The organism is Tardiphaga alba (assembly GCF_018279705.1).
GTDB classification, from domain to species: domain Bacteria; phylum Pseudomonadota; class Alphaproteobacteria; order Rhizobiales; family Xanthobacteraceae; genus Tardiphaga; species Tardiphaga alba.
In genome coordinates, this window is record NZ_CP036498.1 from 1,063,857 (window position 1) to 1,085,115 (window position 21,259).

17 protein-coding genes and 1 pseudogene are annotated in these 21,259 nt (G+C 61.6%); 10 read left to right on the plus strand and 8 right to left on the minus strand.

Annotated features, from left to right (window positions below; translation table 11 throughout):
- Positions 1-74: 74 nt before the first annotated feature.
- Entirely contained in the window at positions 75-1,391 is a 1,317-nt protein-coding gene (locus RPMA_RS05035; RefSeq protein ID WP_211911807.1) for an ActS/PrrB/RegB family redox-sensitive histidine kinase, read from the minus strand.
- Positions 1,392-1,498: 107 nt separating this feature from the next.
- Between RPMA_RS05035 and RPMA_RS05040 the strand changes: the two genes are divergently transcribed.
- The 4 genes from RPMA_RS05040 to RPMA_RS05055 all read left to right on the plus strand — a co-directional run bounded on the left by RPMA_RS05040 (position 1,499) and on the right by RPMA_RS05055 (position 5,693).
- Entirely contained in the window at positions 1,499-2,293 is a 795-nt protein-coding gene (locus RPMA_RS05040) for an ABC transporter ATP-binding protein (RefSeq protein WP_211911808.1), read from the plus strand.
- Complete coding sequence (locus RPMA_RS05045) at positions 2,290-3,108, plus strand: ABC transporter permease (RefSeq protein ID WP_211911809.1); 819 nt, start codon at positions 2,290-2,292, stop codon at positions 3,106-3,108. Before RPMA_RS05040 ends, RPMA_RS05045 begins: the two co-directional genes overlap by 4 nt.
- Positions 3,109-3,270: 162 nt before the next feature.
- On the plus strand, positions 3,271-4,593 hold the full coding sequence (locus tag RPMA_RS05050) for a polyhydroxyalkanoate depolymerase (protein WP_211911810.1): 1,323 nt from the start codon (positions 3,271-3,273) through the stop codon (positions 4,591-4,593).
- A gap of 263 nt (positions 4,594-4,856) precedes the next feature.
- Complete coding sequence (locus RPMA_RS05055) at positions 4,857-5,693, plus strand: M48 family metallopeptidase (RefSeq protein ID WP_211911811.1); 837 nt, start codon at positions 4,857-4,859, stop codon at positions 5,691-5,693.
- Positions 5,694-5,842: 149 nt separating this feature from the next.
- Here the strand turns inward: RPMA_RS05055 and RPMA_RS05060 are convergent.
- Positions 5,843-8,136, minus strand: a pseudogene (locus RPMA_RS05060) (PBP1A family penicillin-binding protein).
- A 228-nt stretch (positions 8,137-8,364) separates the two neighbouring features.
- On the opposite strand from RPMA_RS05060, the gene RPMA_RS05065 reads away from it, so the two are divergent.
- The 3 genes from RPMA_RS05065 (at position 8,365) to RPMA_RS05075 (ending at position 12,674) form a co-directional block, all read left to right on the plus strand.
- Positions 8,365-9,900, plus strand: coding sequence for a sensor histidine kinase (locus RPMA_RS05065; RefSeq protein ID WP_211911812.1), 1,536 nt, complete (start codon positions 8,365-8,367; stop codon positions 9,898-9,900).
- Between the two features lie 649 nt (positions 9,901-10,549).
- Positions 10,550-12,202: an AIPR family protein gene (locus tag RPMA_RS05070; RefSeq protein WP_211911813.1), complete on the plus strand. Its 1,653-nt coding sequence runs from the start codon at positions 10,550-10,552 to the stop codon at positions 12,200-12,202.
- A gap of 109 nt (positions 12,203-12,311) precedes the next feature.
- Complete coding sequence (locus RPMA_RS05075) at positions 12,312-12,674, plus strand: hypothetical protein (protein WP_211911814.1); 363 nt, start codon at positions 12,312-12,314, stop codon at positions 12,672-12,674.
- A 182-nt stretch (positions 12,675-12,856) separates the two neighbouring features.
- On the opposite strand, the gene RPMA_RS05080 is transcribed toward RPMA_RS05075, so the two are convergent.
- From RPMA_RS05080 to RPMA_RS05090, 3 genes are all read right to left on the minus strand, one after another.
- Complete coding sequence (locus RPMA_RS05080; RefSeq protein WP_211911815.1) at positions 12,857-14,092, minus strand: ABC transporter substrate-binding protein; 1,236 nt, start codon at positions 14,090-14,092, stop codon at positions 12,857-12,859.
- A 264-nt stretch (positions 14,093-14,356) separates the two neighbouring features.
- Positions 14,357-14,722 carry a DUF1304 domain-containing protein gene (locus RPMA_RS05085; protein ID WP_211911816.1) on the minus strand — a complete coding sequence of 122 codons (366 nt, stop codon included), beginning with the start codon at positions 14,720-14,722 and terminating at the stop codon, positions 14,357-14,359.
- A 99-nt stretch (positions 14,723-14,821) separates the two neighbouring features.
- A complete protein-coding gene (locus tag RPMA_RS05090) occupies positions 14,822-16,537 on the minus strand; it encodes an EAL domain-containing protein (protein ID WP_211911817.1) in 1,716 nt (571 codons plus the stop codon).
- Positions 16,538-16,768: 231 nt separating this feature from the next.
- On the opposite strand from RPMA_RS05090, the gene RPMA_RS05095 reads away from it, so the two are divergent.
- Positions 16,769-17,095, plus strand: coding sequence for a hypothetical protein (locus RPMA_RS05095; RefSeq protein WP_211913874.1), 327 nt, complete (start codon positions 16,769-16,771; stop codon positions 17,093-17,095).
- 195 nt (positions 17,096-17,290) lie between these two features.
- Here RPMA_RS05095 and RPMA_RS05100 read toward each other — a convergent pair whose 3' ends face one another.
- The 3 genes from RPMA_RS05100 to mtgA form a co-directional block, all read right to left on the minus strand.
- Positions 17,291-17,980, minus strand: coding sequence for a hypothetical protein (locus RPMA_RS05100; protein ID WP_211911818.1), 690 nt, complete (start codon positions 17,978-17,980; stop codon positions 17,291-17,293).
- Positions 17,981-18,272: 292 nt separating this feature from the next.
- Positions 18,273-18,458, minus strand: a complete 186-nt coding sequence (rpmF, locus tag RPMA_RS05105) for a 50S ribosomal protein L32 (RefSeq protein ID WP_211911819.1) — start codon at positions 18,456-18,458, stop codon at positions 18,273-18,275.
- Positions 18,459-18,640: 182 nt separating this feature from the next.
- The gene (mtgA, locus tag RPMA_RS05110; protein WP_211911820.1) at positions 18,641-19,306 is read right to left on the minus strand and encodes a monofunctional biosynthetic peptidoglycan transglycosylase; all 666 of its coding nucleotides are present in this window, start codon (positions 19,304-19,306) and stop codon (positions 18,641-18,643) included.
- A gap of 167 nt (positions 19,307-19,473) precedes the next feature.
- On the opposite strand from mtgA, the gene RPMA_RS05115 reads away from it, so the two are divergent.
- Both RPMA_RS05115 and RPMA_RS05120 read left to right on the plus strand, forming a co-directional pair.
- Positions 19,474-20,400, plus strand: a complete 927-nt coding sequence (locus RPMA_RS05115) for a polyprenyl synthetase family protein (protein ID WP_211911821.1) — start codon at positions 19,474-19,476, stop codon at positions 20,398-20,400.
- A 1-nt stretch (position 20,401) separates the two neighbouring features.
- Positions 20,402-21,091 carry a DUF1345 domain-containing protein gene (locus tag RPMA_RS05120; protein WP_211911822.1) on the plus strand — a complete coding sequence of 230 codons (690 nt, stop codon included), beginning with the start codon at positions 20,402-20,404 and terminating at the stop codon, positions 21,089-21,091.
- Positions 21,092-21,259 lie beyond the last annotated feature (168 nt).

The following is a 21,259-nucleotide window of genomic DNA, read 5'->3' on the forward strand; positions in this document are numbered from 1 at the left end:
GAAGCAATCCAGAGCCACACGAAGAAAGACTGGATTGCTTCGTCGCCTTCGGCTCCTCGCAATGACGACTGAGATCAATCCAACTCCGCCAACTGCCCGGCGGTTTCGAACGCATCGCGGGGCCAGGCGATTTGCACCACGGCGCCATGGTCGGGGAAGACGCGGTTGCTGAAGGTCACCTTGGCGCCGGTGCGCTCGAGCAGCGTGCGGGCGATGAAGACGCCGAGGCCGAGGCCGCGGCGCGGGCCGTCTTCGGTGTTGCGGCGGCGCGAGAGGTAGGGCTCGCCGATGCGCTTCAAGAGATCCGGCGGAATGCCCGGGCCGTCGTCGGAGATCGACAGCACGATCGCGTCGGCATTCCACCACGCATTCACTTCCACCTGTTCGCGGGCGAAATCGACGGCGTTTTCCAGAATGTTGCCGACGCCATAAAGGATCGCGGGATTGCGCATGCCCACCGGCTCGGGCGCATTGGAGACTGCGATCCGCACCTTGATGGACACACCGAAGTCGCGATGCGGCGACACGGATTCCTCGATCAGCTGCGAGATGCGCATGCGGTCGAACGGGGCGCCGCTGGAATTCAGCTGGGTGATTTTTGAGAGGATCTCGCGGCAGCGCTGTGCCTGTTCCGCCATGGTGCGCAGGTCGCCGGCGAGCTCCGGGTTCTTGTCGACATTCTTCACCAGTTCGCGCGAGATCAGGAAGATGGTCGCCAGCGGCGTTCCTAATTCATGAGCCGCGGCGGCGGCGAGGCCGTCAATCTGGGTCAGATGTTGTTCGCGCGTCAGCACCAGTTCGGTGGCGGCGAGGGCGTCGGAGAGTTTTCGCGCCTCCTCGGTGACCTGGAACGCATAGAGGCTGGTCACGCCGATGGCGGTCATGATCGAGAACCAGACGCCGAGCAGATAGATCTGCGGCAAGACGAGGGGATCGGTCGAATCCCATGGCAGCGGCAGATGGAAGAAGGCGAGCACCGTCGTACAGGTGGCCGCAAGCACGCCAAGGCCGATGGTGTAATTGGTCGGCAGCGCGGTGGCTGAGATCAGCACCGGCGCGAGAAACAGGAACGAGAACGGGTTCTGCAGGCCGCCGGTGAAATAGAGCAGGGCAGCCAGCTCGATGATATTGAGCGCCAGCAGTCCGGCGGCGCTGATTGCCTCCAGGCGATGCACCGGATTGAACAGCGTCTGCAAAACCAGGTTCAGCGCCGCCGACAGGCCGATGATCGTCACGCAGGGGATGATCGCCATGTCATATTCGAGGCCCTGCACCACCACGAAAATGGCGGCGAGCTGCCCGAGGGCGGCAAGCCAGCGCAGGCGCAGGATCGTATCGAGCCGCACATAGCGGCGCGGATGGCGAAAGTCGGAAGCGGAAACGTCGGTCATATCAGCACTTTAGCGGTTCGCTGAAGCGACCACAAACGCTTGCGATGCGACCGCTTGAAGCGCTGCGGCTTGCCATCGCAGCCATGATGCCGCAAGGAACGGCGGCAATGACCGCCGATGACATCAAGCAAAGCAATCACCCGCTGCGCAGTCCGGACGTTCCGGCTGCGATCGCCGTCGCGCATCTGGTCAAGGTCTACAAAACCAATCGTGCGGTGGACGACATCTCGTTCTCCATCGCACGCGGCAGCATTACTGGATTGCTCGGCGGCAATGGCGCCGGCAAGACCACGACCATCGCCATGATCATGGGATTGGTGCTGCCGACTTCCGGCAAGGTCTCGGTGCTCGGCCATGCAATGCCGGAGCGGGCTGCTGATGTTCTCGGCCGGATGAATTTCGAGAGCCCCTATGTCGATATGCCGATGCGCCTTACGGTTCGGCAGAACCTCACCGTGTTCGGCAAGCTCTATGCGGTGCGGAACCTGCGCGAGCGCATTGCGCAGCTGGCGTCCGATCTCGATCTCACGGATTTTCTCGACCGCGCCAGCGGCAAGCTCTCGGCGGGACAAAAGACGCGGGTGGCCTTGGCAAAAGCGCTGATCAACGAGCCCGAATTGCTGTTGCTCGACGAGCCGACCGCCTCGCTCGATCCCGATACCGCGGACTGGATCCGCGGCCATCTCGAAGCATACTGCCGCAGCCACAATGCAACGATCCTGCTCGCCTCGCACAATATGCTGGAAGTGGAGCGGCTGTGTGATCGCGTCATCATCATGAAGAAGGGGCGCGTCGAGGACGACGACAGCCCGGCCGGCATTCTTCAGCGCTACAATCGCACCACGCTGGAAGACGTGTTCCTCGATGTCGCGCGTGGCCGCGACCGGGAGGCGGCGCAATGAACCTCGTTGAGCAGATGCGCGGCCTTGCCATGCATCGCATCAATGCGATGGTGCTGCGCTATTGGTATCTGTTGCGCTCGTCATGGCCGCGGATGCTGGAGCTGATCTACTGGCCGGCGCTGCAGATCATCACCTGGGGCTTTCTGCAGAGCTATATCTCGCAGAATGCCGGCTTCTTCGCGCAGGCGGGCGGCACGCTGATCGGCGCTGTCATCCTGTGGGACATCCTGTTTCGCGGCCAGCTCGGTTTCTCTATCTCGTTCCTGGAAGAGATGTGGGCGCGGAACCTCGGCAATCTGATGATGAGCCCGCTGAAGCCCATCGAATACCTGACGGCGCTGATGATCATGAGCCTGATCAGGCTCGCCATCGGCATCATCCCGATGGTCATCCTCGCGGCGGTGTTCTTTCACTTCAATCTGCTGAATTTCGGCCTGCCGCTGATCGTGTTCTTCTGCAATTTGATCTTCACCAGCTGGTCGCTGGGCATCTTTGTATCCGGTCTGGTGCTGCGCAACGGGCTCGGTGCCGAGAGCATCGTGTGGACACTGATGTTTGGATTGATGCCGCTGGTCTGCGTTTATTATCCGGTGTCGGTGTTGCCGGCCTGGCTGCAGCCGATCGCGTGGTGTCTGCCGCCGACTTATGTATTCGAGGGCATGCGGGCGCTGTTGTTCGATCAGGTGTTTCGCGGCGACCTGATGCTCGGCGCGCTGGCGATCAATGCGGTGCTGTTCGTGGTGTCGTTTGCGTCATTCCTGCTGCTGTTGAACAGCGCGAAACGCGCGGGATCGCTGATCTCAGGCGGCGAATGAGCGTGTCGGGCTGGCCGCCACAGCCCAATTCGACCATTTGCCCATAGGAAAAGGGCTGATTTTACCTTGTTCCAGCCCTGCCTGAGGGACAGGCGCATTGACGCATTCTAAGTCAATCTCCACTATAGTGCGCTGCAACACGCGCTATGGATGTGAGGACAGATGCCGATAGGTGAATTTGGCCGGCCGCCCGCTCTGCCGTCGGAGACGAGCCCGGCGCTGACCACGCCGATGTACTGGATGTATGAGATGGCCTACGCATCGCTGAGCCCGGCTCGCGCGATGTCCGACGCCACGCGGATGATGCTGCAGAATCCGCTCAATCCGTTTGCGCAGACCGAATTCGCCAAGCAGATCACCGCCGGCTGCGAATTGTTCGAGCGCACCACGCGCCGTTACGGGAAGCCGGAATGGGGCCTCCACGATACCGAAGTGAACGGCGTTCGCACGCCGGTCGAGATTCGGTCGGTGTGGGAGAAGCCGTTCTGTCGTCTGCTCTATTTCGATCGCAAGCATCCGCGCCCGCTGCGCGCGCCACAGCCGCGCGTGCTGATCGTGGCGCCGATGTCCGGCCATTATGCGACGCTGCTGCGTGGCACAGTGGAAGCCTTCCTGCCGACCCATGAGGTCTACATCACCGACTGGTCCGATGCGCGTCAGGTGCCGCTCGCGGCCGGCCGTTTCGATTTGGAAGACTATATCGACTACGTCATCGAGATGTTCCACGTGCTCGGTGGCAATGTCCATGTGCTCGCGGTGTGCCAGCCAGCCGTGCCAGTTCTGGCTGCCGTCTCGGTGATGGAAGCTGAGAACGATCCCTATGTGCCGACATCGATGACGCTGATGGGCGGCCCGATCGATACGCGGAAGAATCCGACCGCGGTGAACAATCTCGCTGGCGAGAAGGGTATCGACTGGTTCCGCAACAATGTCATCACCAAGGTGCCATTCCCGCATCCGGGCGTGATGCGCGACGTCTATCCGGGCTTCCTGCAGCTGAACGGCTTCATCAGCATGAATCTCGATCGCCACATGGACGCGCACAAGAAGCTGTTCGAGAATCTGGTGAAGGGCGACGGCGATCTCGTCGACAAGCATCGCGATTTCTATGACGAATATCTCGCGGTGATGGACCTGACTGCCGAGTATTACCTGCAGACCGTCGATACCGTGTTCGTGAAGCACGCATTGCCGAAAGGCGAGATGGTCCATCGCGGCAAGCCTGTTGATCCCTCCAAGGTCGTCAACGTTGCGCTGATGACGGTCGAAGGCGAGAATGACGACATCTCGGGTCTCGGCCAGACCGAAGCGACGCATACACTCTGCTCATCGATCCCCGATGATCGTCGTGTGCATTACGTGCAGCCCGGTGTTGGACATTACGGCGTGTTCAACGGCTCGCGTTTCAAGTCGGAGATCGTGCCGCGCATCTGCGACTTCCATGCGAGCGCTACACATGCGCGTCGTCATGCTGCTGCCGAGTGATTCATTTTCGCATCGTCGCGCATGATCGCGCGACGATGCGAAAGCAGCGTTTGAATCGGACTTTCGACGCTTGTCCGGTTGCATCTCAATTCGGTTAAACCCTTGAAAAATTAGCGGTAAACCGGATTTTTCACCTATCCCGAAGGGGTGGTGCGCGATTCAATCCTAAACTCGGTTCTTGGCCGTATTTTTGAATCGGGATTCGTGTTTCCAGCTACATTCCGTAGGGGACAAATCAGCCCGAGACCCCGTATCTTGGGCAAATGATTTGTTTTTGCGCCGAGCCCTTTTCCTGGCGGCGGTTATGGCAGTCTCCGGTCGATCTCTTGACGACCGGAACTCCTGACATGGCCTTTCGCGCACTACTCTATCGCCGTCCTACGGAACCAGACACCATTGCGGTCAAGCATGGCACGCAAATGTTTGCCATTCGCCTGCGCAGGCACCGCCGCGCGACGAGATATACACTCCGGATTCATCCAAGCGATCGCGAAGCCATTCTGACCATGCCGCCGCGCGGCACTTTGGTGGATGCGAAAGACTTCGCACAGCGTCACGGTGCGTGGATTGCCGCACGTCTTGGTCGTTTGCCGAAGGCCGCGCCGTTTCAGCACGGCACTGTCGTTCCTCTTCGCGGCGTGGATCATAAGATCGTTCACCGTTCCGGTCGCGGAACCGTGTGGACCGAGGTTCGCGATAGCGGCGAGAAGATCATCTGTGTTGCCGGCGATGTCGAGCACATCGATCGACGTGTCCACGATTTCCTCAAGCGTGAAGCGAAGGCTGACCTTGCCAAGGCGTCGACCAAATATGCGGCGCAGCTTGGCGTAAAGGTGAAGCGCATCCAGATCCGCGACCAGTCGAGCCGGTGGGGGTCGTGCACCACCGAAGGTTCGCTGTCATTCTCCTGGCGTCTGATCCTGGCGCCGGCCTTCGTGCTGGACTATCTCGCCGCCCATGAAGTCGGGCATCTGGTGGAGATGAACCACTCGCCAAAATTCTGGCGGCTGGTGGGGAAGATCTGTCCGGCCACCGAGCGCGCGAAGAAGTGGCTCGATACGCATGGCAACGACCTGCACCGGTTCGGGGTGAGCGAGTAGAGGCTTACTCCGCTTTCTGTGTCGTCACCCGGCTTGACCGGGTGACCCAGTAGACACTGGCTTCATGGATCACCACTGCCATCTGAGTGTACTGGATCACCCGCTCCAAGCGCGCAATTGCGCGCAGGGCGGGTGATGACAGTCAGAGATCATCTCCCGAACAACCGCTCCGACAACCATCCATCGATGCCGCTTCCCGATTCCGGGCGGACGTTTTGCTGGCGTTGCTGCTGGTGGCGCGGGGCGGGGTAGGCGGCCTGGGTCGGGGGCGCGTCGTTGGGCTGGGGTCGGTAGCCATTATAGACGGGGGCGCTGGGGACATAACCGCGCTCGGGCGGACTTCGATCAGGTTGCAGCGGCTGCGGCTGCTGGCTTCCACTCGTCCCCGGCAGGAACTGCGACAGCGCCTGACCGATCGGATTATTGCTGAAGGCACTCGACGGAGCAAGACCGGGCACCGGCTCAGGCGTGAGACCCTGATGGGCGACCTTCATGAAGCGCGACCAGATATCGACAGGCAAACCGCCGCCGGTGGCTTTCTTCGTCGGTGAATTGTCGTCATTGCCGAGCCAGACGCCGGTGATCAGCTGCGAGGTGTAGCCGATGAACCAGGCGTCGCGGAAATCCTGGCTGGTGCCGGTCTTGCCGGCGGCATACCAGCCCGGCAGCTCCGCCTTTTTGGCGCTGCCGGAAAGGATGGTCTGCTGCATCATCGTGTTCATGGCGGCGACGGCGCGGGCATCGATGACCGCGCTCGGCGTCTCGTTGCGGCGGGCATAGAGCGTCTTCTTGCCTTCGACGGTGCGGATCTTGGTCACCACATAGGGTGCAGCCGCATAGCCGCCATTGGCGAAGGGGCATAGGCGCCGACCAGCTCCATCATCGACACTTCCGACGTGCCGAGGGCGATGGACGCATTGGCTTCCAGCTTCGACGAGATGCCCATGCGATGCGCGGTGCGCACCACGCTGGCCGGGCTGACCTCCAGGCCGAGCCTGACGGCCACCGTGTTCAGCGACATCGACAGCGCCTGGGTCAGCGTGACCGAGCCGAAATATTCGTGGGTGTAGTTCTCCGGCCGCCAGCCCTTGATATCCAGCGGGGCGTCCTGGCGGATCGTTTCCGGCGTCATGCCGGACTCGATGGCGGTGAGATAGACGAACGGCTTGAAGCTCGATCCCGGCTGCCGCTTGGCGGTGACGGCGCGGTTGAACTGGCTTTCCGCATAGTTGCGGCCGCCGACCATGGCGCGCACGGCGCCTGACGGCGTCATCGCCACCAGTGCGCCCTGGGTCACGTTGAACTTGACGCTCTTGGCGGCGAGTTCGTCGATGATGGCGCCCTCGGCAAAGCTCTGCAGCTTGGGATCGATGGTGGTCTCGACAATGATGCTCTCGTCGATCTGGCCGACGAGGTCGTCCAGCACTTCGCCGATCCAGTCGGCGACATAATTCACCGTGCCGGCGCCGACCGGTTTCACATTGTATTGCGGCGCGCCCGTCGAGGCCTTGGCCTGCGCCGCGGTGATGAACTCTGCGTCCTGCATCGCCGCGAGCACGATCTTCGCACGCGCTTCCGCGCCTTCCGGATTGCGGTTGGGTGCAAGGCGCGACGGCGACTTCACGAGGCCGGCCAGCATCGCGGCTTCGGCGACGGTGACGTTCTTCGCGCTCTTGCCGAAATATTTTTGCGCGGCGGCTTCGACGCCATAGGCGCCCGAGCCGAAATAGACGCGGTTGAGGTAGAGTTCGAGGATCTGGTTCTTGGAGTGCTTGCGTTCCAGCCAGAAAGCGAGCTCCACCTCCTGCAGCTTGCGCTGCATGGTGCGTTCCTGGGTCAGGAACAGGTTCTTGGCGAGCTGCTGGGTCAGCGTCGAGCCGCCCTGCGACACGCCGCGATGCATCAGGTTGGTCGCCGCCGCGCGGGCGATGCCGATGGGATCGACGCCCCAATGCGAATAGAAGCGACGATCCTCGATGGCGATGAAGGCCTTCGGCAGATAGGGCGGCAGATCCTTCAGCGCGACATTGTCGCCGGCCTGTTCGCCGCGGGTGGTCAGCACCGTGCCGTCCATGCCGACGATCTGGATCGTGGGCGGACGCTTCGGAATTTCCAGTGATTGAATCGGCGGCAGATGCGCGCCGACATAGACGATCGCGCCGCCGATCAGGATCGCGGCCCACAGGCCGAGCACCGCGGTCCAGTAGAACATCCGCTTGAGGCTGCGGCCAAAGCCGCCGCGGCTCTTGCTGCGCGCCTTGCTGGACGTGCGTCCCTTGCGGGGCTTCTCAGTGGGCTCGCGCTTCGGCGCCTTTTTCGGCCGCGGCTCATCGCCGCCGCCGGGCACGCGATCGTCGGCAGAGAGTCGTAGATCGGACAATGCCGCCGAGATGCCGAATGTCGGCTCCTTGCGTCCACCGCCTTTTTTCTTGCCCCACGCCATACGCAAACACCACGCTCCGTTACCGGGAGCGTATCGGGCGCGGTTTAAGGTGCCGTAAAGCGAAGATTAACGCATCGGAAACGAAGTTCCATCTCACGCGTTACCTACTGACCGCACTGGCCTCCGCGCCAAACGACGTGCAAACGACGTGATTGATCCCGTACGCGGAATTGGATGAAATGCGACGACGCGCAACGGGGACCTGCGCGCGAGGAAAGACCCGTCAGCGTGACACGCAAAGCAGCGCCCAGCAGCAAGCCACCGGCCGCGGTCAACGATCCGCAGCGCCTGTCGGTGTTGCAGAGCTATGCGATGCTCGACACCGGCCCCGAGCCGGAATTCGACGATATCGTCATGCTCGCCCGCCAGATCTGCGGCGCGCCGATGGCGCTGATCTCGCTGGTCGATGCCGAGCGGCAATGGTTCAAGGCGGCCTCCGGCCTCGATATCTGCGAGAGCGGGATCGAGACATCGGTCTGCGCGCATGCGCTTGCGGTGCCGGAGACGCTGAACATCGCCGATCTCACGCAAGATGCGCGCACGAAGGACAATCCGCATGTCACCGGCGAGCCGCATCTGCGCTTCTATGCCGGCGCGCCACTGATCGCTGCCGAAGGCGTCGCCATCGGCACCGTCTGCGTCGTCGATACCGAACCGCGACCGGGCGGCCTCAGGCCCGAACAGCTGGATGCGCTGGAAGCACTGGCGCGACAGGTGATGACGCAATTCGAACTGCGCCGCGATCTGGTCCGCGCTTACGCCAAAACGCGCGACCGTGATACCGCGCCGCCATCCGCCGCAGAATCCCGCGATGCGGTGACGCGTTACCAGACCCTGTTCAATTCCCTCGATGCCGGCTTCTGCGTGATCGAACTGGCTTTTGATGCCGCGGGCATGCCGACCGACTACAAATTCGTCGAGGTCAATCCGGCTTTCACCGACCATACCGGCCTGCACGATGCCGCCGGCAAATGGATGCGCGAGATCGCACCGGCGCATGAGCAGCACTGGTTCGATCTCTATGGCAAGGTTGCGCTGACCGGCCAGCCGGCGCGCTTCGAGCAGTTTGCCGAGCAGCTCGGCAGTCGCTGGTATGAGGTCCACGCCTTTCGCATTGGCGCGCCCGATCTGCATCAGGTCGCTATCCTGTTCTCCGACATCACCGCACGCCGCGCCGCCGACCAGCAGATGAAGCTGATCAATGCCGAACTCGGCCACCGCATGAACAATGCGATGGCGCTGGTGCAGGCGATCGCGACGCAGACGCTGCGCGGCGTCACCGAGCGCGACATCGTCGATGCCTTCGAGCGCCGTCTCGATGCGCTGAGCCGCGCGCATCACGTCCTGCAGCAGCAGGACTGGACCTCCGCGCGTCTGCGCGATGTGATTGCCGGCGTGCTCGAAGCCCATACAGAGCGCATACGCGTCAGGCTGGACGGACCCGACATTCGCCTCGATCCCAAGGCCGCACTGTCATTCTCGATGCTGCTGCACGAGCTCGCCACCAATGCGGTGAAATATGGCGCGCTCGGCAACAGCAGCGGCCATGTCGCGGTGTCGTGGACGACGGAGAAGGGCGAGCTGGTGTTCGACTGGCGCGAGCAGGGCGGACCGATCGTGACCGCGCCGACGCGCAAGGGACTGGGCACGCGCCTGATCGATCTCGGCATTGCCGGATCGGCGAATGTCAGCAAGAGCTACGACGCATCGGGTTTCCGCGCCACCTTCCGTGCGCCGCTGGACAAGGTCGAGCATCCCAAGTGAGTTGGTGCTGAATCATGTGCTGGTTCAAGCGTGGATTCATTTGCCCACGCGCCGTCCGTGACGCGCTTGGGCGCGAAGTGGACTTCCCGGTGTTCCCCTGACATGAGGGGGATGGCGCGCCAACAAGCGCAAGTCGGGTAGTCCTCGCGATGATGTCGGCCTTGCGGCTTCCACACATCGCGCAACGCCTCTCGGCGCGCCATCGCGGGATTTTTGGCTGAAGGACCGTTCTGTCGCACACCGGCGCATCGCTTCCGCCCGGCCTATGGCAGCAGGCTTCCGCAGACGCTGATCCCGACGGATTTCTCCGCCGTTCGCCAGTGCCGTCGCAGCCGAACTATCGGCTCTCCCCCGTAGTAGGGAGTGACGGTGGCCCCCGGCCTCCCGAGTCCTGCTTGCGAAGCAAGGCCGCGGGCACCGCATCCTCCTCCACTCTCAAGACGCCCTCGAGAAGCGCCCCTCGCGAGAAGGATGGAGAGGAATATAGTCAGAGTTGCTTTGCTCGTCAATAGGGCAATGGGTTGGAGCTGGTTTCGTATTCCCATCGGCAACAAATGTCTCATGATACCGACCGCGATATGCCAGTATAAGATCAGAAAGTCTGGCTTTGAGCTGTGCGGGCTCCAAGTGCGTGTCTCGGGAGTGAAGTATGGAAACGAAGGATCTCGAATACGGCAATCTGAAGCAGCTGATCGCCAGTTACGAGGCGAAAGGACGCTCGGAGTCGCCTGCATTTTTGAACTGGTTTCTTGAAAACGTATATCGCCTCGATGACGTCGCAGCAGCGGATGCAATCTGTGATGAGCAAAACGACAAAGGCATCGATGGCATATACATCGATCACAACGAACAGCAGATCCACCTATTCCAGTCTAAGATAAGACAGAAGGCGAACGGGACGGTTGGCGATGTGTCTCTTAAAAATCTAGCAGGCTCGCTGACGCAGTTTCAAAAGCCAGAGTCAATCGACGCTCTAATGCAGGGTGATTTGAACACGTTGTTGAAGCGTCTGATTGCTAAGACGGACCTGAGAGGTTTGGTCGAAGTCGGCTACGAAGTGTTCGGCATTTTTGTAACTAATGAGCTCTTAGATCAAGCTGCTCTTGACTATCTCAAAATCAACAAATCCATAGTTGTTTATGATCGCCAGAGAATTGCTAGCGAAACGATCGATATAGATAAAGAGGGTGGCATAGCGGGTAGGTTTACTTTCGACGTCAGCTATGTTTCCCCGCTAGAGTATCAGGTTGGGACTGAAGCTAAGGCGTACATTGTCCCGATATCGGCGCTTCAGCTTGTAAAACTCCAAGGTATCTCTGACGGAGTTCTGTTCTCTCAGAATGTGCGCTTTTCGTTAGGCGGAACGCCTGTAAACAAGGCGATCGCTACATCTGTCCAGAACAAGGCTGAGCACAAATATTTTCCGCTCTTCCACAATGGCATCATTCTGCTCTGTGCTGATGCGCAGCTTAAAGAACAGGCGCTGACAATCGAGAATTACGTCGTGGTGAATGGTGCTCAAAGCCTTTCGACGCTTTACAAAAATCAATCGTCCATTTCGTCAGATCTTCGAATGCTTGTGAAAGTAATCGCTCTGCGTGATTCCCCTCTTGCGCAGAAGATCACACTTAACAGCAACAACCAGAATGCCATCAAACCAAGAGATCTACGTTCAAATAATGACATCATGCTTCGTCTCAAAAAGGAGTTCGAGCAGAGCAAGGAGAACTACTATTTTGAGATCAAACGGGGAGAAAATCTGCCTTCGGGTACAACGATTATCGCGAATGATCTAGCAGGAAGAATGTTGCTCGCATTCGATTTGCACGAGCCGTATTCGTGTCATCAGCTATACCGAATATTCGATGACGAGTACGCCGATATCTTTGGGCGGAGAGAGGTAGATTGCTATCGCATTATATTTCTTCGCAAGATATTGGACCTGGTTGAGGCGAGTTTGCCTGGAATTAAGAATGTGCCTTTTGCGAACTATGGCCTTACTCGTTACTTTCTTCTGCACGTCATTTCGGTGATTGTTGATGAAGCAAACAAAGATCGTGCGATCGTAGCGAACCCAAAGAAGTTTTGGGGATCTAAGGAGATGATTGCTTTCTATGGTAAGGTTGATGAGCTGCTTAAAGGGCTGATCGTTGACTTGAACTATGAAGTAGCGGAGGTCGGCGAGAGCTTCGACTACAAGGCCGATCTGAAGAGTCCCAAAAGCGTAGAAGAGTGGACGGGGAAGCTCGTTAGAGATTATCAAAAGGACGTTCAGCGAGGCAAAGCCGTGGCATTCGACTAATATCCCACATCATCGCCGCATTCTCCTCACGTCACCGCCCCATCACCTCCAGACCTTCCGCACACTTGCGCGTTACCGCTGGGCGTCCAATCACATGAAAGGACAGACCATGCGCACCATGACAGCTCTTGCTCTCGCCACAGCTCTTTCGCTCGGCACGCCCGCGATCACTCTGGCGCAGGGAACGGCGCCGGCCAAAGAATCGGCCCAGCAGAGCGGTTCGCCCAAATCCACCGTGCAGATCAACAAGATCCAGGTGATCGACGTCAAAACTCTGCCCGATGCGGTGAAGACGCAGGTTGATGAGGTCGTGTCTAAGACCAGCGACGAGGACATGAAGGGGCTGCGCGCCTCCATTGATGCTTCGCCGGCCGCGGCCGGGGCGCTGAAGGAGAAGGGGATCTCGTCGGCGCAGGTGGTCGCGATCAATATCGCGGATGGCGTGCTGACGATGTTCACGAAGGCGGCGTAAAGGTTAGTCTCAATCTCTCACTGTCATCGCCCGGCCGTGCGCGCAATTGCGCGCCAGGACCGGGCGATCCAGTACGCTCTGGCTATAGTGCTGGAGCTGCGTTGACGGTGTCTACTGGGCCACCCGCTTTCGCGGGTGGCGACAGGTTGTGTTGCGGCGAAGCCGCGTAGCCACGCTCCCAACTATCCCGCGCTATCATCCTCGATGATCGGCCCGAACAGTTCCCAGCGTTCGCCATTGAAGCGCTGCATCTGCAGCTGCTTGTTGACGCGGTAATCCGTCGGCGAGGTGGAGCCGACAAAACCGGGCAGCGACAGGTCGAAGACGAGATTGGACAGGCTGGTGGCCTGCTTCATCACATTCGCGCGGGTGAGATCGTCACCGCAGCGCTTCAGCACTTCCACCATCAGCTGGGCATTGCCATAGCCATAGGTGTTGAAGTTCGAGTTCTTGTCGCCCTCGGGATAGTATTTCTCCATGAAGGCCAGATAGCGCTTCATGCCGGCATCGTCCTTCCATTGCGGATCGGCCGGGTCCTTGCCGTAATTGGTCGAGATCAGGCCCTTCGAATTCTCCAGCCCCGCCGGCACCAGCACCGCGCCCACCGATGTCGCATTGATGTCGACGATATGGATCGGCTTCCAGCCGAGATCGGCGACCTTCTTGATCGCCTGCGCGGCGAATTTCGGCGTCGAGGCGTTGAACAGAAGATCGGCGCCGGAGGACTTCAGCTTGACGATCTGCGAGTCGATGGTGGGGTCGGCGAGTTCGTAGCTCGCATCCGACACGATCATCGACGCCGCCTTGTCGCCGAGGCCGGCCTTCATGCCGGTGAGATAGTCGCGGCCGAGATCGTCATTCTGCCAGAGAATGGCGATCTTGGCATTCGGGTGGTTCTTCAGGATGTATTTGGCGTAGATCCGGCCTTCGGTCTGGTAATTGGGATTGTAGCCCATGGTCCAGGGGAAGTTCTTCGGATCGGTAAAGCGCGTGGCGCCGGTGGCGGCGAACAGCTGCGGCACGCCCTTGGTGTTGAGATATTTTTGCACGCCGGCATTGGAGGGCGTGCCGATGATCTGGAAGGTGAGCAGGACCTCGTCGGACTCCACCAGCTTGCGCACCTGCTCCACCGCCTTGGGCGGCGAATAGGCGTCGTCATACTGGATCAGGTTGATCTTGCGGCCATTGATGCCGCCGGTCTCGTTGATCATCTTGAAATAGGCGGCCTGGGTCTTGGCGATCGACGAATAGGCCGATGCGGGGCCGCTGAAGGGGACGGTCTGGCCGATCTTGATCTCGGTGTCGGTGGCGCCGGGATCGTATTTCTTCTGGGCGGATGCCGGTGTGGAAAAAGACGTTGCGGATAGCGCGGTCGCAATGGCGCAAGCGGCGACCGAATGAACGAGCGTGGCTCTCATGTCGTTGCCTTCCCTGATGTCTATCACTCGACGATCTCCCGCAAGGGCGTCGTCGTTGCGCAGAGTGTGAGGGAAGGTTGTGGCGTTGGCAAGTTTCGCGGAGGCACTGGCCTTTACCTCTCCCCACCGGGGAGAGGTCGATCCGGCGAAGCCGGAGCGGGTGAGGGGGCTTCCAAAAACTCCGGAGTGTGTAGCGCCCCTCACCCGGCTTGCTTCGCAATCCGACCTCTCCCCGAGGGGAGAGGTGAAGATCAGCGCTCCGCCTTACCTCGCCAGCGCCAGCACGATCAGCGCCAGAGCGGCCGGGGCGGCTTGCACATACAGGATCCGCTTGCTCACGCTCATGGCGCCGTAGACGCCCGCGACGATCACGCAGAGCAGGAAGAAGGCCTTGATCTGAAATGCGAAGGCGGGCGCGGCATGCAGCAGGCCCCAGATCAGGCCGGCGGCGAGGAAGCCGTTATAGAGGCCCTGATTGGCGGCCAGCACCGCGGTGGTCTCGGCCTTTTCCGGCGTGTTCTTGAAGGTCTTCAGGCCGAGCGGCTTCTGCCAGAGAAACATCTCCAGCACGAGGAAATAGACATGTAGCGCTGCGACCAGCGCGGTGAGGAGATTGCCGATGAGTGTCATGAGTGCCCCTATGAGTTCGTTACCGTAGGGCGGATGAGCGAAGCGTCATCCGCCGCGGAGTTTCAAGCGATGCACTCGGCCGGCGGATGACGGCTTCGCCTAATCCGCCCTACGGCTGAGTGAGGTTTCTGCCGCCAGCCACGGCCGTTCCGATGATGCCAGCCCCGTCAGCCGGCCCTGGATGTAGTTGCAGCCCCAGTCCTGCAGCAATTGCGCGGAGGCTTCGTCCTGCACCCATTCGGCCACCGTCTCGATATCCAGGCGGTGGCACAGATCGATCAGCGTCTGCACGAAAGCGCGGTCGTCGGCGGAGTGGACGATGTTCTGCACGAAGGCGCCGTCGATCTTGACGATGTCCACGCCGAGCTTGCGCAGGTTGCGGAACGAGGTGTAGCCGGCGCCGAAATCGTCGATGGCGATGCGGCTGCCGAGCGCCTTCAGGCGATTGACGAAGCCGCGGACATCGTCGAGGTCGTGGATCGCCACGGTCTCGGTGATCTCCACGATCAGCCGCTGGGCGACGCCGGGATGCGCGGACATCATGGACTCGATGGAGGCCCACCAGTCCGGGTCCATGGTCGTGGCCGGCGAGATGTTGAGCGAGAGTTGCACGTCGGGCGAGGCCGCGAGTTCGGCGATGACCAGTTCGAGCACGCGGTGATCGACCAGGCGGATCAGGCCGAGCCGTTCGGCCACCGGCACGATATCCGGCGCCAGCAGGAACTGGCCGTCATCCTGCTTCATCCGCACCAGCGCCTCGTAGAAGGCCGGGCCGCTGCGATTGGCATGCACCACCGGCTCGAACGCGCAGACGATGCGGCGCTCGTTCAGCGCGGTGACGATCTCGTCGGTGACGCGGATATTGACGCGGCGCTGGGCGTCGCGCTCCACATTCGGCCGCCACAGCGAGAAGCTGCCGCGGCGGCGGCGCTTGGCGCCGTCGAGCGCTTCCTGCGCGCGGTTCACGGCCTCGTTGACGTCGCGGGCATAGCGGGGAACGCTGACCGCGCCGATGGTCGCCGTCACCGAGACGGGGCCGGACTTGGTCGGGATCACCTCGTCGCGAATGCCGGCGAGGAAACGCTCGGCGGCGACGGTGGCGTCGTCATTGCTGCAGTTCTTCAGCACCAGGCCGAACTTGTTGCCGGAGAAGCGCCCCATGATATCGCCGCCGCGCAGCCGGGTGCGGATGCGCTGGGCGATATCGGCGACGACGTCGTCGGCAATGTCGAAGCCGAAGGCATCATTGATGCGCGACAGGTGATCGATGCCGATCACCATGAAGGCGAAGGTGGCGCGGAAGCGCGTGGCTTCCTCGATACTTTCCGCCAGCGCCGCGAGCAGATGCGTGCGGTTGAGGTCGCCGGTGACGGGGTCGCGCTGCGACAGTTTCAGCAGCTGCTCGTGATAGGCATGGCGTTCGTTGTTGATGCGCACGATGCCTTCGACGCGCAACGGCCGGCCATCGGGGCCGCTCGACACGCTGCCGCTTTCCTCGATCCACAGCACAGGCGCGGTGGTGGAGGCGCGTATGCCGTAATCGATGCGATAGGTGCCGCCGGATTGCAGCGCCTGCACCAGCGCATCGGAGCGCACCGAGCGATGCGGCTCGATCAGCGCGGCGAAATCGCTGCCCTTTGCCAGCGTGCCGGCGGGAATGTCGGTGAAGATGGCGGCGGCCGGTGCGGTCCAGGTGAGAGCGTCGCTGGCGATATCCCAGCTGAAGGCGGCTTGCCCTAACCGCGCGAGGATATCCGCCTCCGATAGTTGGGCGGGCTGCGGCTCTGAAGCGCTGTCGGAATGAGCGGGTGTCAAAGTCGCCTCGTTTTGGGACGCCGTGTCATGATTCGCGTCACGACAATACGGGTTCGACCGTCAAAAACGTTAGTCAAAGTTCCTAAAGAATTGCGAAATCGTAGCGGGGCCGCGTCTGAACGCAAGTCCGACACAAGTAAATGCAACTGTGGAGAGCGCGGCACGGCTCTTGCGAGATAGGTATCGGAGGGGCAACCCTCGTCCTGATTTGAGACGCGAGCACGCTTAACCATGTCGATCACGGCATCCAGCCGAGTATCCCCCACCACGTCGCATCCGATGCGGCGCGCGGGCGATATCGTGATCGAGCGGGACGCACCGCAGACATCGCAGGCACTGACGCCGACCGAGCCGGTCGCGCGGACAATCCCGGCATCGCTGCGCAGCGTGCGGCCCGATGCATCCTTCATCGCCCATTTGATCGCGACAGCGGAGCAGGTGCCGCAGACGCGAAACCTCCGCCGCGCCGAGATCGTGGATGTGGAAGCGGCCTATCGGAAAGCTGCGGGTGTGTATGCAGCGGGAGCCGCGACGAACCGCATGACGCGCGTGGCGTAGTCTTTTCCCTCCCCCAAGCCGCGAAGCGGCGCAGCGGGGAGGGTGGCCTGAGCGCAGCGAAGGTCGGGTGGGGTCTATCCCACGCGACGTCAGAGTTTGTGGCAACACCCCACCCGTCTCAAAGCTCGCTGAACGCTCGCTTTGATCCACCCTCCCCGCTGCGCCGCTTCGCGGCTTGGAGGAGGGATTAAGGCCTCAGTTCTTCGGCTTTTCCGGCGTCGATCCATCAGGCTGCAAATCCGGCGACGTGATCTGCGGCGATGTATGCGCGACGACTTCCGGTGCGACCGGGGTTTCGATCTTCGGTTCTATTCTGGGCTCGATCCGCTCGAGCTTCGGCTCGGCCTTCTCGCTCAGCACGGATTCCGCAACCGACGTTGCCGGCGGCACCGGTGCAGCGGGCGTGACCGGGGCGGGCGCAGGTGTGACGGCGGCCGGGACCGGCGCCGGCGCGACGGGGGCGGGGTGATAGTGCGGCGCCGGTTCGGCATAGACCGGTGCGGCGACACGGCGCGGACGACGGGCGCGCAGCGAGACGCCGGCGAAGAAATCGACAAAGGCCACCAGCGTGATGGTGAAGAAGGTGGCGTTGCCGAATTTCGGCAGCATCACGAATTCATAGGCGGCGCCGGCGGCGACCAGCAGCGACAGCAAATGGTCGGTGAAATATTTCGACGCCGGGCGCGCCGCGCGCATCACCTCCAGCAGCAGCAACAGGATCGACAGCGAGACCAGCACGTCTTTCAGCGAGATGCGGATGACGTCCAGCGACGGCAGTGTGATGGAGAACAGCTCCACCGGGCCCGCCAGCGAGAGGTCGGGCATCAGGAAAACGATGATGTTGCAGATCGCCACCGGAATCAGCAGCAGCGGAAAACCGATCATCGGGAGAGCCTTTTTCGCGCGAGAAAAAACCAACGCATGACGACGATGCGGGGCGCATCATCCATGGAACTGCGTCGGCGCCAGTGTTGAAGCGAATTCGGGCGGAAGTACAGTTCAGAAATGAACTTCGCGTAAGCGAGGTCGATCTGCCTGTGCGTAGCTGCGCGCCGACGCTTTGCGTGGCCGCGATCGCAACCCTGGCTAGCCAAAAAACAAACCCCGCCGAAGCGGGGTCTGGATATCGTATCGGAAGAAGGAAGCGCTGCCCTGCGGGCGGCCATCCAGCCTGAAATCAGGCGTCCTTCTTCACCTTCAGAACCTGACGGCCCTTATACATGCCGGTCTTCAGGTCGAGGTGGTGCGGACGGCGCAGTTCGCCGGAGTCCTTGTCCTCAACGTAAGCGGTGCTCTTGATCGCGTCAGCCGAACGACGCATGCCACGCCGCGACGGCGATGTTTTTCTTCTCGGAACGGCCATAGGAGTATTCCTTGCAACTTCTTGTGCCAGACAGTCTGGGCGGTGTTGTCGATCGGTGCCCGGTTCCGGGCGGCCAGCACAAAGCGCGCGGGCAAAATCGCTGATAAGGCCGGGCTTATAACGGATGCGTGACGCCATGGCTAGGGTCGCGCAGGCGGATTCTTCGGGGAAATTTGTGGCCTTCAGCCGCCCCAGCAGCGCCCGAGTTCGGACGACTGGGCGCGTGCGACATAGCGCGAGGCCAGCCGCCGCACCCCCGGACCCGGATTCTTAGCACTTCTGGTCACCGGATTGGGGAGAATTGCGGCCAAAAGGGCGGCCTCGCGGGCGGAAATGCCGGAAACCGAGCGCCCGAAGGCGAATTGAGCGCCGGCTTCGGCACCGAATTGCCCGCTCGGGCCCATTTCCGCGATGTTCAGATAGAGCTCCAGAATCCGCTGCTTGCTGAGGACGAGGTCGATCCACATGGCCAGCGGGATTTCCATGCCTTTGCGGATGAAGCTGCGGCCCGGCCACAGAAACAGGTTCTTGGCCACCTGCTGGGTGATGGTGGAACCGCCACCGCCGCCTTCTCCCTCCTGGGCGTCCTCGATGGCGGTCTGCAGCGAGTTCCAGTCGATGCCCTGATGGGTGCAGAATCTGGCATCTTCGGAGCCGACAACGCTGCGCGGCATGGCCGGCGACATGTCCTTCAGATCGACCCAGGTCCGCTCTACCGGGGCACCGGTCATCCAGCGCCACAGCATCAGGGTCGAGACCGGGTGGCCGGCCGCGTAAAGCGGGGTCAGCAGATAAGGGATCAGGACGAGCAGGATCCCGATCAGGATGAGGCGTCGGACGAGGCACAAGGGCGGATTTCCTGCTCAGTCTATCCCGCTGATAAAGCGGAGTTTCCCGGCGGTTTTCAAGCCGATTAAGCTTGCCGCGACCAAACGCGCCGGGGTGCCGCGGGCGCAATTGACGTGGCCCCTGCCATGGAGGATTGTCCGGCCAAATTGATCTGGAGCTATTCTTAATGTCGACCGGTGCTTCCACCAAAGATTTTGCCGCACGCCTGGACCAGACCGCGGACGATACCGAAGCCGTGCTGACCAAGGTGCTGGGCGACGGCGTGCTGCCGGATGAGATCGCGCGCCCGAAGCGGCTGATGGATGCCATGCGCTACTCGTCGCTCGGCGGCGGCAAGCGGCTGCGCCCGTTCCTGGTCGTTGAAAGTGCTGCCGTGTTCGGCGTGCATCGCGAACCGGCACTGCTGGTCGGCGCCGCGCTGGAATGCATCCACTGCTATTCGCTGATCCATGACGACCTGCCGGCCATGGACAATTCGGACCTGCGCCGCGGCCGCCCGACCCTGCACAAGGCCACGGACGACGCCACCGCCATTCTCGCCGGTGACGCGCTGCTGACGCTGGCTTTCGACATCGTCACCCGTGACGAAATCCATTCCGACGCCAATGTGCGTTTGCTGCTCACCCGCGCGCTGGCCCGTTGCGCCGGCCTCGGCGGCATGGTCGGTGGCCAGATGCTCGATCTCGCCGGCGAAGGCCGCTTCGGCGACAAGGAGCCGGTGGATGTGGCGCGCGTCCAGCAGATGAAGACCGGTGCGCTGCTGCGCTACGGCGTCATCGCCGGCGCGCTGCTCGGCCAGGCCACGCCGAAGGAATACAAGGCGCTCGACGATTACGGCCGTGCGCTCGGCGAAGCCTTCCAGATCGCCGACGACCTGCTCGATGTGGAAGCCGATGCTGCCACGCTCGGCAAGCCCGCCGGTGCGGATGCCGCGCTCAACAAGACGACCTTCGTCACCCAGCTCGGTGTCGATGGCGCCAAGAAGCGCGTCGCCGACCTGATCGCCACCGCAGATGCCTCGCTGTCGATCTTCGGCAATAAGGGCGACGTGCTCCGTGCCGCCGCCCGCTTCGTGGCCGAGCGCAAGAACTGACATGACGGAGGCGGGCAAGGATCTCGACGATCTCCTTGCCCGCTTCCGCAAAATGCCCGCCGCCTGGCGCATCATCTATGCGCGACCGCGGACCTTTGCGGCACTCGCCATCGGTGTTGTCGTCTGCCTGTTGCTGCCGCCATCGCTGCGGCTGGTGACGCGGCTCCTGATTGGCTGGGACGTTTTCACCGGGCTCTATCTCCTGCTCGTCTTCGGCATGATGCTCTCAGGCGGCAGCAAGCATATCCGCCGCAACGCCGCGCTTCAGGACGATGGCAGTTTCGTCATCCTGATGATGGCCGCCCTCGGCGCCTTTGCGAGCATCGCCGCCATCGTGTTCGAACTCGGCGCCAGCAAGAGCGCTGGGCCTGAACTCGTGCTGGCCGTGGTGACCATCGTGCTGGCATGGGCCGCGGTGCATACGATCTTCGCGCTGCATTATGCGCATGAATATTATCGCGGGCCGAAACCGGGCGGGCTGGCCTTTCCGGAAAGCGACGAGAAAGAAGACCCGGACTATTGGGATTTCGTGTATTTCGCCTTCGTCATCGGCATGACGGCGCAGACATCGGATGTCGGCGTCACCGACAAGAGCATCCGCCGCACGGCGACCGCGCATGGCATCGTGTCATTCATCTTCAACACGGCGCTGGTGGCGCTGATGGTGAATATCGCAGCGAGTGCGATTTAGGCGCCAAACCTCTCAGCGGCGTAGCCCGGATGGAGCGCAGCGCAATCCGGGGACCGGCGTTTCACCGTATCGCCGGTCCCTGCATTACGCTTCGCTCCATGCAGGCTACGCCGAGCGCATTGACCTCTCCCGCCATCCGGGCAAAGTGTCGCAGCAACAGGTGCTGCG

What these genes read in the sequence shown, in the direction of transcription:
- RPMA_RS05035 (WP_211911807.1), bottom strand. Translation starts at nt 1,391, where the DNA reads ATGACCGACGTTTCCGCTTCCGACTTTCGCCATCCGCGCCGCTATGTG.
- RPMA_RS05040 (WP_211911808.1), top strand. Translation starts at nt 1,499, where the DNA reads ATGACCGCCGATGACATCAAGCAAAGCAATCACCCGCTGCGCAGTCCG.
- RPMA_RS05045 (WP_211911809.1), top strand. Translation starts at nt 2,290, where the DNA reads ATGAACCTCGTTGAGCAGATGCGCGGCCTTGCCATGCATCGCATCAAT.
- RPMA_RS05050 (WP_211911810.1), top strand. Translation starts at nt 3,271, where the DNA reads ATGCCGATAGGTGAATTTGGCCGGCCGCCCGCTCTGCCGTCGGAGACG.
- RPMA_RS05055 (WP_211911811.1), top strand. Translation starts at nt 4,857, where the DNA reads ATGATTTGTTTTTGCGCCGAGCCCTTTTCCTGGCGGCGGTTATGGCAG.
- RPMA_RS05070 (WP_211911813.1), top strand. Translation starts at nt 10,550, where the DNA reads ATGGAAACGAAGGATCTCGAATACGGCAATCTGAAGCAGCTGATCGCC.
- RPMA_RS05075 (WP_211911814.1), top strand. Translation starts at nt 12,312, where the DNA reads ATGCGCACCATGACAGCTCTTGCTCTCGCCACAGCTCTTTCGCTCGGC.
- RPMA_RS05080 (WP_211911815.1), bottom strand. Translation starts at nt 14,092, where the DNA reads ATGAGAGCCACGCTCGTTCATTCGGTCGCCGCTTGCGCCATTGCGACC.
- RPMA_RS05085 (WP_211911816.1), bottom strand. Translation starts at nt 14,722, where the DNA reads ATGACACTCATCGGCAATCTCCTCACCGCGCTGGTCGCAGCGCTACAT.
- RPMA_RS05095 (WP_211913874.1), top strand. Translation starts at nt 16,769, where the DNA reads ATGTCGATCACGGCATCCAGCCGAGTATCCCCCACCACGTCGCATCCG.
- RPMA_RS05100 (WP_211911818.1), bottom strand. Translation starts at nt 17,980, where the DNA reads ATGATCGGTTTTCCGCTGCTGCTGATTCCGGTGGCGATCTGCAACATC.
- rpmF (WP_211911819.1), bottom strand. Translation starts at nt 18,458, where the DNA reads ATGGCCGTTCCGAGAAGAAAAACATCGCCGTCGCGGCGTGGCATGCGT.
- RPMA_RS05115 (WP_211911821.1), top strand. Translation starts at nt 19,474, where the DNA reads ATGTCGACCGGTGCTTCCACCAAAGATTTTGCCGCACGCCTGGACCAG.
- RPMA_RS05120 (WP_211911822.1), top strand. Translation starts at nt 20,402, where the DNA reads ATGACGGAGGCGGGCAAGGATCTCGACGATCTCCTTGCCCGCTTCCGC.